Source organism: Rhizobium sp. BK529, from assembly GCF_014194105.1.
Taxonomy (GTDB): domain Bacteria; phylum Pseudomonadota; class Alphaproteobacteria; order Rhizobiales; family Rhizobiaceae; genus Rhizobium.
The window spans coordinates 2325106-2341662 of record NZ_JACIAU010000001.1 but is presented as its reverse complement, the minus strand read 5'-3'; the positions used below and the strand labels follow the sequence as shown (position 1 = coordinate 2341662).

Here is a 16557-nt window from a genome sequence, read left to right as displayed (position 1 = left end):
TCGAAATTCATCGTCCAAGCGCGATCGAAAGCGGGACGGCGATGTAGCCTGACGGTGGTGCCGTCTCGCCTCCGGCCGGTGCCAGCATCGGCGGCGGCAGATTTTCATCTATTTTTGCCGGGCCGATGCGGTTCCAGTCGTAGAGGAAGATTTCCTCGTAGAATTTGGCGATCTCGACATCATAGAAGATCAGGCTCGCATCGCGATTGAAGCCGGTGCCGGCTGTCGTCCAGTTATGGCTGCCCATCAGCACGGCTTCGCTGTCGATGATGATGCCCTTGGTGTGGCAGTTCTTCTGCTTGCGGATCTTATTGGTATCGAAGCCGTATTCCTTGGCGTTGCTGATGACGTCGCGGTCTTCGGAGCCGAAGCTGCGGAAGATGATGCGCACATCGAGCCCGCCCTTCTGCTTTTCGAGCAGCGCATCCAGCAGCCGGCGATAGCCGTCGCCCACGGTCTTGGTGTTGAAGCTTTGGTTCTGGAAGTAGATCCGGCTCTTGGCCGATTGAATAAAGGGCAATACCGTATCGATATAGTTGTCGGGCGTCAGGATCGGCTGCACGTCGATTGTGCGCTCGCCGGTCAGCGGCTGGAAGTAGCGGGGCTTTTCAGGCGCTTCGAGCGTGTCGATGGCGAGGTTGGCAGGCAGGAACACCAGTTGTTCCGATACGATGCCGGCCTCCGTTACCGCCTTGGCCTCTTCCAGATCGCGCAGAATATGATCCTCGTAGAGCTTGCTGAGCCCGGCATCTTCGAGGATGGCATGCCATTCGCGATTGTAGAGCCGCAGCGCTGACGCTGCGTCGTCCTTGTTTGTCAAAGGTGCCACATTGGGCTGGTTGGAGCTTTGCCAGTTGCCGCTCGAAAGCCACATGGCATTGTGGTCGCGTACGGCGACTTTGATATGATAAGCGGAGTCGAAGATGCCGTTCTTGCCGACGCTAGCCGGCGCGAAATCGAACTTGTTGCCCTTTGCCTCGCGGATCTCCGCGACCGCTTCGGCATCCGTCAGATCGCCGTCATGCACCTTGCCGCCCATCTGCAGCACCATAGAGATGGTTTCTGCCTGACCCTTGACCGCATCGAGCACGCCATTGGCGACATTCGTCGCTCCGAAATCGTACATGGCAACGACCAGCGATTTGCGGGTCTTCGACAGGAACGGGCCAAGCTGCGGCCAGCTCGCGTCAGGTCCGGTATGGATGACGAATTTGCCGTTGACCGGGCGCCGGGTCAGGGGCAGATCGTCGCGCTTCTTGTAACTCGTATGCCAGCTCGGCTGCGCAGCTTCGTCCATGTCGAGGCCGAAGAGATCCTGGGCCGAGGCGACGGTGATGTCGGTGCGCACGCCGTCGAAATAGTCAGGCAGCTTCGTGCGGCCCCGCGATTCCAGGGCACCGAGCTCGAGCTTGCGGTTGACCGCGATCACGACGGCGCGCTGATCGGTGATCTCGCCATTCTCGAAGCGATAGCCCGACTTGATGGCAACGACGTCATCCCGGTTGGCAAGCAGAGATCTTGCGGTGCGGACCGCTGCCAATACCTGCTCCTTGGTCGGCATCGGGATGGGCGAGGGGGGCAGCGGATTGGGACCGGAACCGGTCGCACTCATAACGATGGCCGGCCCCGAAGGCGCGGTCGCGGCTCCGCTTGCGAGCGAGGATTGCAGTGCCGCGGTATCCAGTTCGACGGTAATCTTTAGCGGCACGGTGAATGTCACTTTGCCGCCGCCTCCACTTCTATCGCCTTCGTTCACGGTGATTTCCTCGTTCGGTGGCGGTTGCTGGAGCAATCCCTGGGCGCGCTGCAGGCAGCGCCGCAGAAGGGCTGCCGGCACCGCATCATTCTCGATGAATTCCGTTCCGCTGTAATGAAGCCCCGTCACCCTGCCCGTGCCGATGTCGAGGAGCGGAGAGCCGGAGTTCCCGCCGAGGGTGGAGCATGAATGGGTGATACGGTTCTCGTCGGCGGCCAGCAGGTTGCCGACGGCAAGCCGCTTCTTGGTGAAGACACCGCCAAAGATCTTTTCGGCAAGCCTTTGATCGGAGAAGCGGGAATCGCTGGCGGGATAGCCGATTGCGGCAACCGGCAGGTTGCGCACCGGCAGGTCGGAAGCAAGATCGAGCTTCAGGCGGCCGACCGGCGAGGATTTCTGCTCCAGCTTAAGGAAGGCAACGTCGGGCCCACTTTCGGGCGCCACCCAGACGACGCGTTCGATCTTCACCTCATCGCTGGCGGCGTTGCCATATTCCTCCAGGAAGTCGATGTTGACGCCGATATCGTGGCGCGCATCGAAACCGATCTTGAACTTGAAGCCGGTGCCGCTTGCTTCCGCAAAGAGATTGGCCACATGGCGGTTGGTGACGACAAGACCATCATCGATCACCCACGCGGTACCGGCATAGTCGCGGTCGGCATTGGTGACGTCGACACGGCCAATCGAAACCATCGCCCGGTTCACGTTCGCAGCATTGTCGGTGAGGATACGGCGCCAGGCTTTCGCTTCCTCGCGGGCGCTGTCGATGTCGACGGCATTGTTCCTGACGAGGAAAACCGGCGTACCCACCGCAAAGACGATCGTCTCCAAATCGCCTACTGGAGGCGGGCCGATATCGACGCCTTCGTCGACCGGCTGATCCCGGTTCATCAATGCGCGCACGCCGCCGTAGCGGATATTCATGGCGCGTCCGGCTTCATCGAGCCAGCCGGGTTTTTGTGCACTGCGTAGCAGCGCGTTGATGTCCGCCTGCACATCCGGCGGGCTGGCGGCCGCAACCTGCTCTGCGACCTGCCGAACGCGCTGGGAGTCCTCCACTGTCACTCTGCCTCCTCCGTCCGATGGCGGACATTTCGTCGGTGTACGATGGGGAATGGCTGCGAAATCTATTGAGGGTTGTAAATCGGCAAGATACGTTCAGTTTATTACAGCCGCATGATAGCGTCGAGCCTGGCGCAATCGCTGCTGTGCGACCGTCCAGGCGACAAATAGAGTGCGACTGTTTTGGGAGTTCGCTGAAAACGCAAAGGACCGTTTCGGCGAATACCAAAACGGTCCTTTTCAATGCTTTAGAAGATATTCCTCAGGCGGAAAGCGTAAGTCCGATACCCCACGGATCCCTGAGGAAGACGCCACCATCGCGCTTCTCGCTCTTGATCTCCAGCTCGTCGAGCTTGGAAACGGCCTTGTCGAGCGTTTCCTTATCGTTGAACCGGATCCTATAGTCCGAAAGGCCGGTCATATTGTCGGCGCGTATGCCGGCGCCGCGGCTGTTCCAGATATTGGCTGCGAGATGGTGGTGGTAACCGCCGGTCGCAAAGAAGCTCGCGCTCGGATAACGCGCCATCACCTTCAGGCCGAGCACGTCCCGATAAAAGGCGTCCGCCTGCGGGATGTCGCCGACCTGCAGATGGATGTGACCGATCGCGGTACCGTCGGCCATGCCGCCCCAGGCATCATCAGGCGCGCTGTCATGGAGTGACTGCAGGTCGAGGCGCAGCGTCGACATTTCCACCATGCCGTCCGGATGGAATTTCCAGCTCTCATGCGGCCGGTCCGCATAGATTTCGATACCGTTGCCCTCCGGATCGGAAAGGTAGATCGCCTCGCTGACCAGATGGTCGGAGGCGCCATCGAGCGCGACATTGTTCCGAGCGGCATGACGCAGCCAGCGGGCAAGTTCGGTGCGGTTTGGCATCAGGAAAGCGGTGTGGAAGAGGCCGGCAGCATTGCGGGGCGCTTCGCGCGCATTGCTATCCGTTGTCAGCGTCAGCAGCGGCACGCCGGCGACGCCGAGAACTTCGCCGCTCGCCGTCTTTTCGAGCACTGAAAGGCCAAGCATCTTCTGATAGAAACCGGAGACCGCGGCCAAGTCTTTCACGACCAGATGCGACTGGTCGATATAGGCAGGGCGCGTCAGCGCATAAGATGTTTTTGGTGACGTCATGGGATGATCTCCTGCCTTGGAATTGAGACGTACCGGCGATGGCGGCAAGTGCCGCCCGTAGCGAGCGCGAGGAATTTTCGCCGGTCCATTCGCCTGTAAGCTCCCTCGGCTGCTGTACTTGATGACTATATGGCCCATTTTCATTGTTCACAGAAGGCCGGCTTTTGAAGATGAAGCGTTCTGCAGACGTTGACGACCACTCGCGCCCCACTTGATATCAGTCAATGCGCTTTATCTATCCAGAGACGAAGTTGACGAAGAGCAACACCTCCAGGAGGGCCAGATGTACAAGAAGATCATTGTTCCCATAGAAATCGGCAGCATCGATAAAGGCGAGAAGATTTTCCGTAAGGCGGCAAGGCTGCTCGATGACGGCGGCGAGATCATCCTGCTTAACGTCGTCGAGGATGTTCCGACCTATGTCGCCATCGAGCTTCCGGGAAACATCGTCGAGGATGCCATGAAGGAAGGGCGCGACCGGCTGGGCGCGCTCGTCGCCAAAACCGGCATTTCGGCCACTGTCGAAGTCCGCAACGGCCCACCCGCCAACGGCATCCTTGCCGCGGCGGAAGACCACGGCGCAGACCTCATCATGGTCGCCTCGCACATTCCCGATATCTACAATTACTTTATCGGCGCCACCGCCGACCGCGTGGTGCGCCACGCAAAGTGCTCGGTGCTGGTGGATCGGTAGGACGTGAAGCCATGGATACGAAACTTCAGGAAAAGATTCTGCGCGACCGCTGGCATGAACTGACAGCGCGCCTGCGCCAGATTGATACGGACCTCAGCCGCACCAAGGCGGCCGATGACGAAGACCGAGCCATCGAAAACGAGAATGACGAAGTGCTGGAAGGCCTCGGCCAGGCTGGCGAGGACGAGCTTCGCGCCATCGACGCCGCCCTCGAACGCATCGCTAAGGGCACCTACGGCATCTGCGCCCGCTGCGGCGCCGAAATATCCGAGGCGCGCCTCGCAGTGCTGCCGCAGACGCCGCTCTGTGAGGATTGCGCGGCGGACAGGTAGAGCGCCATCAAAAATGAGCATGGCCCGTCACAAAGATTTAACCTGACGCTACCAGACGTCCGGTTGCGCCTTTGCGAATTCAATGCGACCATTCCCTTGTGCTGAGCAAGGGTGCGAGCATGGGCGAGTTCAACGGCATTCGCTGGGCTTACGACAGATATGAGCTGATCGCAGACGGCATCGTCCATGGCGTCGGTCTGTTCTTTGCGCTGATCGGCGCGACCGTGTTGATCTTCTACGCCACTCTCTGGAGCCCCGCCGGCGCGGTGGTTGCCGCCTGGGTCTACGGCGTAGGATTGGTGCTGACGCTCGGCATTTCCTTTTCCTATAATATCTGGCCGGTGTCGCGCACCAAATGGTATCTGCGCCGGTTCGACCATTCGGCGATATTCATCCTGATCGCCGCCACCTACACGCCATTCCTGCAACGTGGCGCCGACGATCCGCTTTTGTGGGGCATGCTGATCCTCATCTGGCTGATCGCCGCCTTCGGCATCTTCGTCAAATGCGTCTTTCCGGGGAAATACGACCGGCTGGCGATCCTGCTCTACCTCGCCATGGGCTGGAGCGGCATACTCGTGGCCGAACCCGTTGCCTCGCGCATCCCCTATGCCTCCATGCTGCTGATCGTCATCGGCGGTATCATCTATTCGCTGGGCGTCATCTTTCACGTCTGGGAGAGGTTGCGTTTTCAGAATGCCATCTGGCACGGCTTCGTGGTGGCCGCCGCCGCCGTACATTATTCGGCCGTGCTCACCTGCTTCAGCCTCCCAGTCCCAACCTTCTGATATCTGGCGTTTACATCGGACCGCGCCCGGCGTATGCCGCGAAAAGCAAGACCATTCCGAACCGGGCCTGCCACATGACCGATACCGTTCTCATCCGGGACGCCGCCGAAGCCGATCTTCCTGCCATCAGAGACATCTACAACCACGCGGTCGAGCATACGACGGCGATCTGGAATGAAACGCTCGTCGACCTCGACAACCGGCTGGAATGGTTCAAGGCCCGCAAGGGCAGGGGCTTTCCGGTCATCGTCGCCGAAATGAACGGCAAAGTCGCCGGCTACGCCTCCTATGGCGACTGGCGCGCTTTCGACGGCTACCGACACACGGTCGAGCATTCCGTTTATGTCGATAAGGATTGCCGCGGTGCGGGCATCGGCGAAAAGCTGATGCGCGCATTGATCGAGCACGCGAGTGCCGGCAATGTCCACGTCATGATCGCCGGCATTGAGGCTGAAAACACGGCCTCCATCAAGCTCCACGAAAAGCTCGGCTTCCGCGTCGCCGGCACATTTTCCGAGGTCGGCATCAAGTTCGGCCGCTGGCTGGACCTGACCTGCATGGAACTGCGCGTACCGAAAGCCTGACAGGGTCGTCTCCGGATTGCCCGTAACCGAATTGCCCAAAGCCAGATTGCCCATGTCCAGATTGCCCATGTCCAGATTGATTGCCGGCGGGGCACTAACCATATTTTTATCGTAGTCTGCGCCTTGTAGAAAATCTCTGATGGCACGACTCGTAGAGGAGAGGTTGATGTTTGGACGCCCGGTGCTCGGTCTTTCGGCTTTCCTGGCTATAGCGGCCTATTCGCTGCCCGCAATGGCCGCCAGTTGCGGCAGTACGGCTTCGCCGAAGCTGGACTGGCAGGAATGCACCAAGAAGAACCTGATGCTTCAGGGCAGCGACCTCCAGGGCGCCAATCTCGTCGGCACGGATTTTTCTTTGACCGATCTCGGCGGTGCGAACCTCAACTCCGCGAATGCGGAAAAGGCGACCTTCGTGCGGGCCTCGCTAGGAGGCGCCACCGTCCAAGGCGCCAACTTCGCAAAAATCGAAGCCTATCGATCGACTTTTGCCGGCGCTGTCGCCGATGGTGCAAACTTTGCCGGTGCAGAGCTGCAGCGGGCGGATTTCACAGGCGCGCAGCTGACCAAGGCGAATTTCGAGAAGGCTGAGCTCGGCCGTGCCAATTTCGACAAGGCGGTGCTGACCGGCGTCAGCTTCGCGCTCGCCAATCTCTCCCGCGCCGATCTGACCGGTGCAAGTTATGATGGCCCGATCAGTTTCGACCGCGCCTTCATGTTTCTGACCCGCATCGAGGGGCTGGATTTGTCCGCCGCCACTGGTCTGCAGCAGGCGCAGATCGATCTCGCCTGCGGCGATTCCTCCACCAAGCTGCCTCCGGGGCTTTCCGTCCCTTCGAACTGGCCCTGCCCGCAGGAGCAGGACTAAGCAATTTCAGCAAACCGGTTTTGCGTTTGGAATTGCGTAAAAGACCCAGGCTCAGGCAAGTCGACCAACCGGGATAATCTCGCGCGAGCGCACGTGGAATGGGCTGCCCTCCCAGTCGCCATACCATACATCGACGGTTAGCCCGGCATCGCGCATCATGCCCGAGAGCTTGTCGCGTGGGGTATAGAGGATTTTCGAGCGGCCGGCGAAACGCTCACCCGTCGCACGAACACGATAGACGTTCTCATAGGAAAGAATGCCGGTCGCCTCGTCGTAATGCGACTCGTCCGAGGCCTCGACCGTTCCAAGCTGCGCATGTTCGAGCTGACGCACGCTGCTGTGGCGCACATCACGCTCTCCTCGAAAACCGGGATTGCGTGTATCGAACACGAAGCGGCCGGCAGGGCTGAGATGGGCTGCGATCGTGGCGAGTGCTGAGCGCTGGTCTTCTTCCGTCAGGAAAACCTGAAAGGCGTGCCCCGTCAGCACGACGAGATCGTATTTCCTGCCGAGGCGAACGATGCGGGCGTCGCCCTCGACCCATTCCACCCGGTCGCCACCCGGCCGCGATCTGCCGATATCGAGCATTGCCGCAGCCGGATCGACGCCGGTGACGATACGCGTCGCAGCAAGGGCAGCCGTCAGCTCGCCGGTGCCGCAGCCAAGGTCGAGTGCAGACTGCGCACCTTCCGCAAGCTTCACGCAGAAATCGAAATCCGGACCCCAGCGATTGGCCGCGTCGTAAAATTGCGCAAGGGAAGGGTCGCGGTAGAGGGGATCGTCGGAAACCGTGCTCATGTGCCTGATGTTTTTTCGCTGATGTAGAGATAGCGCTCGACCGTCTCGCCGGCCGCATTCTGCTTGCTGAATATCTCTCTCCTCTGATGTACCCGCTCGGCGACCTTCTGCGAGGGGAGATTTTCCAGGCTGACGATACTGACGATGCGCGACAATCCCATCACCGAGAAGGCATGGTCGCGACAGGCAGTTGCAGCCTCGGTGGCATAGCCCTTGCCCCAATGATCTCGCCAGAGATGGTAGCCGATCTCCGGCTCTGTCCTACTCGACGTTTCCTGCAGCGTGATCCCGCAGTCGCCGAGCAGATCGCCGCTCCGACGATCGATCATCGCCCAGAGGCCGAAGCCATTTTTCTCGTAGCTTCCGAAGGCAAGCCTTTCGAAGAAATCCCGCGTTGCCGCGCCATCCTTCACGGAAGGGTAATGGCGCATGCACAGCGGGTCGCCGAAGATGCGCTCGAGCGCCGGTAGGTCCGCAACGGTGATTTCGCGCAACACCAGCCGGTCGCTGCGCAGGATTTCCCGCATGGCCGTCATCGTTTCATCCCTCTGTCATGGAGCACGCCTAAGCCGCGCCGGTTCCCGGTTCGGTTCTACAGGAGGACTCCCGCCATGGCACCTGCGAAGATACGCGTCATCATTGTCGGCGCCGGCATTGTCGGAGCCTCGCTCGCCTTCCATTTTGCTCGGCGCGGAACCGAGGTCCATATGGTGGAGGAGGGCGTGGCCGCAGGCAGCGGCGTGACGTCAAGCGCCTTCGGCTGGGTGAATATCATCAATATTGCGCCGGGAGCCATAAATTACGGCCTCGTGCAGGAGGCGCTCGTCGAATATGCCCGCCTGCAGGCAGATCTGCCTGGTGTCTTCGTGGCCGCGCGCGCCGGTTCGCTCTTCTGGCTTGCAAGCCCCGCTGAAACCGAGGCCTTCGCCGCGGCCCATCGCACTGCGGGGACGGATGTCGAACTGGTCGATGCCGCGACGATCGCCGCATGGGAGCCCAATTTGCTCAAGCCTCCCGCCTGCGCCATCTTTTCGCCCCTCGATCTCGCGCTCGATCCTGCAAGGCTGGCGCGGGATCTGATCGATGCCGCCGGCATAACCGCCACCTTCGGCCGCAAGGTCGGAAGCCTTACCCTTTCAGGCAACATAGTAACCGGTGTGCGCTTCGACGATGGCGGCGTGATCGAAGCCGATCTCGTGATCCTGACCGCCGGAACTGCCGTTGACCGGCTGGCAGAAAACCTCGGCTTCCGCACCGGTGTCGAAGCCTCACCGTCGATCATCCTGCGCTACAGCTGCACCGAACCCGTGCTAAGCCGCATCCTCCGAGGCCCCGGCCTGGAAATCCGCCAATCCGCGGACAACAGGCTGAACGTCGCCAAGGGCTATATCGATGATCGCGAGGAAAACGCGCCGGAAAGTGTAGGCCGGCGGATATTGAAGATCATGCATGAGCGCCTGCGCTTGCCCGAGCGCGTGTCACTAGTCGAGGCCGTCGCCGGTTACCGGCCCTTCTTCTCCGATGGAATGCCGCGGCTGGGTTTCCTGCCCGGCGTTGAGGGTGCCTATGCTGCGGTCGGCCATCCCGGCGTTATCCTCGCGCCGCTGCTCGGCCGGCTTGCCGCGGAGCATGTGCTGGAAGGCAGGCGCTCGCCGCTCATCCCGCCCGCTGGCCTGATGTAAGAAGCGAATCCGGTAGGGCCTGCTCTTAACTGGAGCACCATCTGTGGCGAAATTTGATGTTTCCGCCGCAGACTATCTGCGCGTATCAAACGGCTAATAAAGTGTCTTCTGGTAATCTTTTTCCAGCTCGTCGTCCATTTGGCGCATCTCGTCCTTATTGCTGGGCGCGCCCGTTGTTTCGTCCAGAATGATCTTCATGAGAGAGGGCATCTCGGTGCGATCTTGGAAATGTTCCGGGCTCCATAAATGAGAGCGCCGAAAGGCCTTGGCGCAATGCATGAAAACTTCATTCACTTTAACCACGATCGCGAGTTTGGGCGCGCGATCATTGACACTCATGCTCTTCAGCAGTTCAGGATCATTTACCAGAGTGGCCTGCCCATTCACGCGCAATGTGTCGTCAAACCCAGGAATGATGAATAGCAGTCCAACGCTCGGGTTGGCGATGATGTTGACCAGAGTGTCCAGGCGGTTATTGCCCGGTCGATCTGGTATGGCCAGTGTGCGCTCATCCAGAATTTTAACGAAACCGACAGGATCGCCGCGAGGACTGACATCTGCTTTTCCATCGGGATTTTGTGTGCCGATGCACAAGAACGGCGAACGCCTGATAAACTCCCGCGCATGCTCGCCAAGAGTATCCTGGCACTTCAGTATTGCCAGGGCGTGAGTGGCGTCGAAGAGACTTCGAAGAGATTGTTCATCTCCTATGGCAAATTCTGGATTAAGCTTGAACTCATTCATCATATGCTCTCGACGGTTTGATCAGCCTTGCCCGGCGTTCCGTTTTCATTCTCAGCGTCAGAAAATTCTAGCACCACTCGATGAGCCGGAGCCGCGCGAATGGCTTTATGAGGTACGTACCTCATAAATATCGATACCGTAAAACTTCGATGCGATCAAGAAGACCAAGTTCGACTAGTCTGGAAATTGTCGAATGCGGCTCAGCCCGTAAATGAGGATCAACCCCGAAAAGCGGCGGCTGTGCTCGTCGCAGATTCCAATTGAAGCGACGGTCTTGCATTGAATCTTTTTGACACCGCGAACACCGGCGTTCGCGGAAGACGTACCCGCAGGATAGCTTCACGAATTGCTTGCGGCAGCCGCGGGCGCGTTGGAGGGCTGCTTTCCCTTACTTGCCGGGCTCGAAAACCATCGAATGCCCGTTGATGCAATAGCGCAGGCCGGTCGGCGGCGGCCCGTCGGGAAAGACGTGGCCGAGATGGGCCTCGCACGTGCCGCAGCGGATTTCCGTGCGCACCATGCCATAGGTGGTATCGCGGTGCTCGGTCACGGCATCAGGCGAAACCGGCTCGAAATAGCTCGGCCAGCCGCATCCGGCATCGAATTTCGTGTCGGAGCGGAAGAGCGGGGCATTGCAGCCGACGCAGCGGTAGAGACCGGTCTCGAAAGAATCCCAATAGGGGCCGGTAAAGGCGCGTTCGGTGCCATGCTGGCGGGTGATGCGGTACTGCTCGGGAGTCAGCAGTTCCTTCCATTCGGCATCGGTCCTGTGAACTTTTGGGGTGGCGGTCGTTTCGGCCATGGAGTGCTCCTTTCGCCGGGGGCAATCTCTTTTCGTGCGCAAATGTGGTGCGTTGGGCACGATTGATCAAGTCTGGGACGAAGGGGAACGGGTCGATGCTCCCGACACAGGTGCCGGGAGCATCGTCGTCTCAGCCTGCTTACAGTCCATTGGCTTTGAGGATGTCAGGCGCGTTTTCCTTGGTAATCTTCATGGTGGGCAGGACGACGGTCTTCTCGACCTTCTCGCCATTCAGATACTTGATGGCCTGACGCAGCCCCTCCGCGCCGGGCGTTGCGTAGACGAAGGTTGCCGTCAGCTCTCCCTTGTTGACGAGCTGCACACCTTCGTTCGGCAGGCCGTCAATGCCGATGAATTTCATCTCTTTGTCGCGGCCGGCATCTTTGGCTGCGAGATAGGCGCCGTAAGCCATCGGATCATTGTGGCCGTAGACCAGATCGATGTGCTCGTTGTTGCGCAGCGCAGTCGCCATGATGTTGTAGGCCTGATCCTGCTTCCAGTCGCCCGACTGCTGATCCAGCAGATATTTTATCCCCGGCTCCTTGTCCGTGAATTCATGAAAGCCGTCGTGCCGGTCATGGGCCGGCTGCGTCCCCATGCCACCCCAGATTTCGACGACGGTTCCTTTGGCTTTTCCTTTGCCACCCAGAAGCTCAACGGCATACTGGCCGGCCGCCTCGCCGATCAGCTTGTTGTCGCCGCCGACGAACTGCACATATTTATCGGTGTCGACGTTGCGGTCGAGTACGAAGACCGGAATTTTTGCATCGATGGCTTCCTGCACCGCGCCGGTAAGGCCAGCCGATTCTTTCGGCGATACCAGCAGTGCGTTGACTTCCTGGCGGATCAGGTTTTCAACGTCCGCTACCTGTTTCTCAGTTTTGTCCTCACCATCGGTGATGATCAATTCGACTTCGGGATGTTTAGCGGCCTCGGCGATAATGTCCTTGTTGAATTGCGCACGCCAGGGCTCGATCGTTGTCGCCTGCGAGAAGCCGATGCGCCATTTCTTGTCGGCAGCCGCGGCCGAATTGACCGTGATCAGGGCCGTGGTGGCGAGTGCGGTTGTTGCGACAGCAAGCTTTAGCAAATCACGACGTTTCATTTTCGTTTCCTCCGAGGTTGTTAAGAGACAGGATCTCTTTTGACGACCGCTCCTCCGCGGACGTTGGATTTCTCACCGTCTTCGGCATCATGAGCTGGAAACGCGAGAGAATGTCACTGGCGTTGCGCTCCTGGACAAGCACGGTACCGACGATGATCAATCCCTTCAGCACCAGCTGGAGATTGGAATCGATGTTGTGCAATTGCAGGATATTGGAGAGCAGGCCGAAAATGAGGACGCCGCAGAAGGTGCCGGCTAGTCCGCCACGGCCGCCCATCAGGCTGGTGCCGCCGATCACCACTGCCGCTATGGCATCGAGTTCAAGGCCGGCGCCGGCATCGGGTTTGCCCTGGCGGTACTGCGCGACGTAAAGCACGGCGGCGATGCCGGCTAGCAGGCCGGAAAGCGCATAGGCGACAATCTTGATATTGCCGCTGTCGATGCCCGAAAGGCGCGCGGCCTCCTCGTTACCGCCAATGGCATAAATATAGCGACCAAACGGCGTCAACCTGAGCACGGCGGCATAAAGAATGATCGCTGCCAGGAAGAAGATGCCAGGCGTCGGCACGATGCCGAAGACCAGCGAACGGAGGTTCTCGAAGTCCTCCGTTGCGTTCGATCCGGTATATACCGGCAAAACGGCATTGTTCTGCCCCGCCGTCAGCCGCGCGATCCCGAGCGCGGTGACCATCATCGCCAGCGTAACGATGAAAGGCTGCAGCCGGCCGGCGACGATGACAACGCCATTGATCGTCCCGAATAGCAGGCCGACCGCGGGCGTGATCAGCAGGACGCCGATCACGCCGAACTTGCGGTCGATCTGCGGCAGAAGATAGAAGAGCAGCAAGGCGCAGAGCAGAAGGCCGACTACGGCCGGAATGCCGATGCCCCTCACCCTGTCGAGCGCTGTGTCCCGGGCTCCGGCGCCCCGTGATTTTTCGATATTGAGAAACAGAAAGCGCGTACCGGCCGCGCCGATCACCAGTGCGGCGAGACAGACGGAGGGTATGCCGATCCACACCGCTGATGTGTCGCCCGGAACGGTAAGCAGCATGGCGCAAACCACGCTGCAGATCGCCATCATCGAGCCGACCGACAGGTCGATGCCGCCCGTCAGGATGACGGCGGTCATGCCGGTTGCAATTAGTCCGGTCGTCGAAACCTGACGCAGCACGTCGAGAAGGTTGCCGGCCGACAGGAAGATGTTCTTGCCGGACGATGTCGTCGGCGACGCGAGCACCCCGATCAGGAAAATCGAGATCAGTCCCCAATAGAGCTTGGTCCTGAGAATGAGATTCATTGCACTGCCTTTTCGCGCTGTGCCGACCGCGGAGCGGCAAGCTGCATGATGCGTTCTTCCGTCGCGGTGGCGCGATCCAGGATGCCGGTCTGCCGTCCCTCCGACATAACCAGGATGCGGTCGGCCAGATACAGAAGTTCCGGCATCTCAGAGCTAACGACGATGATCGCGATACCATCGGCGGCGAGTTTGAAGATCAGCTCGTAGATTTCCCGCTTCGCCCCGACGTCGATTCCGCGAGTCGGCTCGTCGAGAAGCAGGATTCTCGGATTCGCCGCAAGGCACTTTGCAATCACCACCTTCTGCTGGTTGCCGCCGGAGAGCGTACCGGCGGCTTGATCGATGCCAGCGGCCCGAATACCAAGTGACTTGACCGCATCAGTCGCCAGCTTCTCTTCCGAACCAAATTTGCGAATGCCGAAACGTGCTAGCCGATTGACCACGGGCAGGGCGATGTTGTCGGTGATCGTGTCACGCAGATGCAGTCCTTGTGACTTGCGATCTTCGGTGAGCAGCGAGATACCGCGGCGGCGCGCTTCGACGGGAGAGCGGAGACGCACAGGCTTGCCGTCGATGAAGATATTGCCGCCAACCTGGCCGGCAGCCGCGCCATAAATGGCTTGCAGAATTTCCGTCCGGCCGGCGCCGAGCAGCCCACCTATGCCGAGAATTTCGCCTGCCGCAAGGTCGAAACCGACCTCCTTCAGCACGTTGCGCCTACCGCGCCGGCCCGTTACGGCGAGCGACAGATCCCGGACGGAAAGCAGTACTTCCTTCGCGGTCGAACTGCGTTGGCTTTCGCCATGCCCAAGATCGCGTCCGACCATGGCGGCGATGATCCGATCTTCGTCGGTCTCCGACATCACTCTGGTCCACACATGCCGGCCATCGCGAAACACCGTCACGCGGTCGCTGAGCTGCATGACTTCGTCGATTCGGTGCGAGATGTAGACGATGCCGACGCCGTGCCGCACCAACTGGCGCATGATGGCAAAGAGCCGCACGCATTCTCCAGGCGATAGCGCCGAAGTGGGCTCGTCCATGATGAGCACGCGGGCGGAGAGGGAGAGTGCCTTTGCAATCTCGACCAGTTGCTGCTCGCCGATCCGCAGCGAACCGACACGCGCCTCAGGAGCAAGATCAATGCCGAGCCGCCTCAGCAGGGCGCGCGCCTCGACCACGCATTTGCGCTTATCGATGAACAGGCCGGCGATACGCGGCTCGCGACCGAGGAAGATATTTTCGGCGACACTGAGCTCCGGAACGAGATTCAGTTCCTGGTGTATGATCGCCACTCCGGCGTCCTCGGCATCCCGTACGCTGGCGCATTTCACAGGCCGGCCATCGAGCTGGATTTCACCCTCATATTCGGTATGCACGCCCGAGAAAATCTTCATCAGGGTTGATTTGCCCGCGCCATTTTCTCCCATCAGCGCGTGGATCTCGCCGGCATGAAGGTCGAATGCCACGTCCGTCAGCGCGGCGATCCCGCCGAACCTCTTTGAAACATGCAGTGCCGACAGCAGGGGGTCGCCAGGACCACGTGGCGGGTCTACCTGAGAAACATGAGGTCCCTGTGGGACCCGAGGTCCGCTTTGCATGACACCATGGCCTCCCCTCCAGCATGTCCGCATTTATCATCTGACGCTAATCTAAACGTTTCGTTATTGTCAAGCTTTCACGCTTTCAGCAGCAGCAGAAGATTGCAAAATAGAAGGTTATTTCCTAACATCGGCTCAGAAAAATATTTGAAACGTTTCGAATCATGGACCGTATCTCAGGCAAGATAAGCAAGGCTGTCCCGACGATGCAGGACGTCGCCGTGGCGGCTGGCGTGTCGGTTGCAACTGTTTCCGCCGCAGTCAACGGAACGGCGCCGGTGAGCAAGAAGTTGCGCGAGCGGATCGAGCAGGCGATCCAGGAGATCGGCTACAAGCGTAATGCCGTTGCCCGAAGCCTGAAGATGGGCACGACGACGACGGTCGGGCTGGTTGTTGCCGATATCACTAATCCATTCTTCACCGACGTGGTCGCCGTCATCCAGGACGTGCTTCACCGTGCCGGCTATGCCGTGATGCTCTGCTGCACCGATGAAAGCGCATCCTTGCAGGAAGAGCAGATATCGCTGCTGCTGGATCGCATGGTTGACGGGTTGATCATCGCGGCGGCCGGTGACGATGACGGTCTGCGGCGTCATTTGCGCGGCGCAAATACTCCGGTGGTCCTCATTGACCGCCTATGTCATGATCTCGACGCCGATGCGGTCGTCGTGGATAACGAGGATGCGGTCAAGTCGGCCACGAAATACATCATCGACCTTGGACACAGGAACATCGGTTATATTTCCGGTTCGCTCTCCACATCGACAGGCCGGGATCGCTTGGCCGGCTATCTCGCCGCCTTGCAGGAGGCCGGCATCGACTACGGCGATGAGTTCGTCAGGCTCGGCAACTTCCGGGCAAAGGATGCCTACACCGCGACGATGCAGTTGCTGACACGGCCGGACAGGCCGTCGGCAATATTTGCCGCCAACAACCTGATGGTCATCGGTGTCATGAAGGCCATCCGCGACGTCGGTCTGGATTGCCCCGGTGATATTTCGGTGGCGGGTTTCGATGATTTCCCCTGGGCCGACGTGTTTCAGCCCAATCTCACGACCATCGCGCAGCCGGTTCAAGCGATCGGAGAACAGGCTGCAGAACTCATTCTCAGTCGGGTTGCCGACAAGAAGCGACGTGAGCCGCGGCACATCGTTCTAAAGGGCCGATTGATGATCCGTGAATCCTGTAGGCCTCGTTTAGGTTGATCTGAGAATAATCTGTCTGCGGTTCTTTTCCCTTCAGGACGATGATACAAGCCTGCGTCTGACCGGGCCGCTGAATCAGGCCGTGCCGTTTCGCTGCGCAACTTAAGCTTTAC

16 protein-coding genes are annotated in these 16557 nt (G+C 59.7%); 7 read left to right on the top strand and 9 right to left on the bottom strand.

Going from position 1 to position 16557, the window contains the following annotated elements; all coding sequences use genetic code 11:
• Positions 1-7: 7 nt before the first annotated feature.
• Positions 8-2821 carry a phospholipase D-like domain-containing protein gene (locus tag FHX08_RS11895; protein WP_184327203.1) on the bottom strand — a complete coding sequence of 938 codons (2814 nt, stop codon included), beginning with the start codon at positions 2819-2821 and terminating at the stop codon, positions 8-10.
• Between the two features lie 259 nt (positions 2822-3080).
• Positions 3081-3944 (bottom strand): VOC family protein, encoded by an 864-nt coding sequence (locus FHX08_RS11890; protein WP_132652095.1) that lies wholly within the window; start codon positions 3942-3944, stop codon positions 3081-3083.
• 283 nt (positions 3945-4227) lie between these two features.
• Between FHX08_RS11890 and FHX08_RS11885 the strand changes: the two genes are divergently transcribed.
• From FHX08_RS11885 to FHX08_RS11865, 5 genes are all read left to right on the top strand, one after another.
• Positions 4228-4638: a universal stress protein gene (locus FHX08_RS11885; protein ID WP_132652094.1), complete on the top strand. Its 411-nt coding sequence runs from the start codon at positions 4228-4230 to the stop codon at positions 4636-4638.
• Positions 4639-4649: 11 nt separating this feature from the next.
• Entirely contained in the window at positions 4650-4970 is a 321-nt protein-coding gene (locus FHX08_RS11880; RefSeq protein ID WP_132652093.1) for a TraR/DksA family transcriptional regulator, read from the top strand.
• Between the two features lie 119 nt (positions 4971-5089).
• On the top strand, positions 5090-5758 hold the full coding sequence (trhA, locus tag FHX08_RS11875; protein ID WP_132652092.1) for a PAQR family membrane homeostasis protein TrhA: 669 nt from the start codon (positions 5090-5092) through the stop codon (positions 5756-5758).
• A 74-nt stretch (positions 5759-5832) separates the two neighbouring features.
• The gene (locus FHX08_RS11870) at positions 5833-6342 is read left to right on the top strand and encodes a GNAT family N-acetyltransferase (protein WP_132652091.1); all 510 of its coding nucleotides are present in this window, start codon (positions 5833-5835) and stop codon (positions 6340-6342) included.
• 166 nt (positions 6343-6508) lie between these two features.
• Positions 6509-7207, top strand: coding sequence for a pentapeptide repeat-containing protein (locus FHX08_RS11865; RefSeq protein ID WP_132652090.1), 699 nt, complete (start codon positions 6509-6511; stop codon positions 7205-7207).
• Positions 7208-7258: 51 nt separating this feature from the next.
• Here the strand turns inward: FHX08_RS11865 and FHX08_RS11860 are convergent, their stop codons facing one another.
• Together FHX08_RS11860 and FHX08_RS11855 are read right to left on the bottom strand one after the other, a co-directional pair.
• Complete coding sequence (locus FHX08_RS11860) at positions 7259-8005, bottom strand: trans-aconitate 2-methyltransferase (protein ID WP_132652089.1); 747 nt, start codon at positions 8003-8005, stop codon at positions 7259-7261.
• Complete coding sequence (locus tag FHX08_RS11855) at positions 8002-8541, bottom strand: GNAT family N-acetyltransferase (protein WP_132652088.1); 540 nt, start codon at positions 8539-8541, stop codon at positions 8002-8004. The genes FHX08_RS11860 and FHX08_RS11855 overlap by 4 nt, the downstream gene beginning before the upstream one ends.
• Positions 8542-8616: 75 nt before the next feature.
• Between FHX08_RS11855 and FHX08_RS11850 the strand changes: the two genes are divergently transcribed.
• Entirely contained in the window at positions 8617-9687 is a 1071-nt protein-coding gene (locus tag FHX08_RS11850) for an NAD(P)/FAD-dependent oxidoreductase (RefSeq protein ID WP_132652087.1), read from the top strand.
• A 93-nt stretch (positions 9688-9780) separates the two neighbouring features.
• Here the strand turns inward: FHX08_RS11850 and FHX08_RS11845 are convergent, their stop codons facing one another.
• The 5 genes from FHX08_RS11845 to FHX08_RS11825 form a co-directional block, all read right to left on the bottom strand.
• Positions 9781-10431, bottom strand: coding sequence for a pyridoxamine 5'-phosphate oxidase family protein (locus tag FHX08_RS11845; protein ID WP_132653195.1), 651 nt, complete (start codon positions 10429-10431; stop codon positions 9781-9783).
• A gap of 388 nt (positions 10432-10819) precedes the next feature.
• The gene (gene msrB, locus FHX08_RS11840) at positions 10820-11233 is read right to left on the bottom strand and encodes a peptide-methionine (R)-S-oxide reductase MsrB (protein WP_132652086.1); all 414 of its coding nucleotides are present in this window, start codon (positions 11231-11233) and stop codon (positions 10820-10822) included.
• 139 nt (positions 11234-11372) lie between these two features.
• Positions 11373-12338, bottom strand: coding sequence for a substrate-binding domain-containing protein (locus FHX08_RS11835; RefSeq protein WP_132652085.1), 966 nt, complete (start codon positions 12336-12338; stop codon positions 11373-11375).
• Positions 12325-13638 carry an ABC transporter permease gene (locus tag FHX08_RS11830; RefSeq protein WP_132652084.1) on the bottom strand — a complete coding sequence of 438 codons (1314 nt, stop codon included), beginning with the start codon at positions 13636-13638 and terminating at the stop codon, positions 12325-12327. The genes FHX08_RS11835 and FHX08_RS11830 overlap by 14 nt, the downstream gene beginning before the upstream one ends.
• A complete protein-coding gene (locus FHX08_RS11825) occupies positions 13635-15239 on the bottom strand; it encodes a sugar ABC transporter ATP-binding protein (RefSeq protein WP_184327202.1) in 1605 nt (534 codons plus the stop codon). The genes FHX08_RS11830 and FHX08_RS11825 overlap by 4 nt, the downstream gene beginning before the upstream one ends.
• 206 nt (positions 15240-15445) lie before the next feature.
• Here FHX08_RS11825 and FHX08_RS11820 point away from each other — a divergent pair, with 206 nt between their 5' ends.
• Positions 15446-16444 (top strand): LacI family DNA-binding transcriptional regulator, encoded by a 999-nt coding sequence (locus tag FHX08_RS11820; RefSeq protein ID WP_132653194.1) that lies wholly within the window; start codon positions 15446-15448, stop codon positions 16442-16444.
• The last annotated feature ends 113 nt before the right edge of the window (positions 16445-16557 follow it).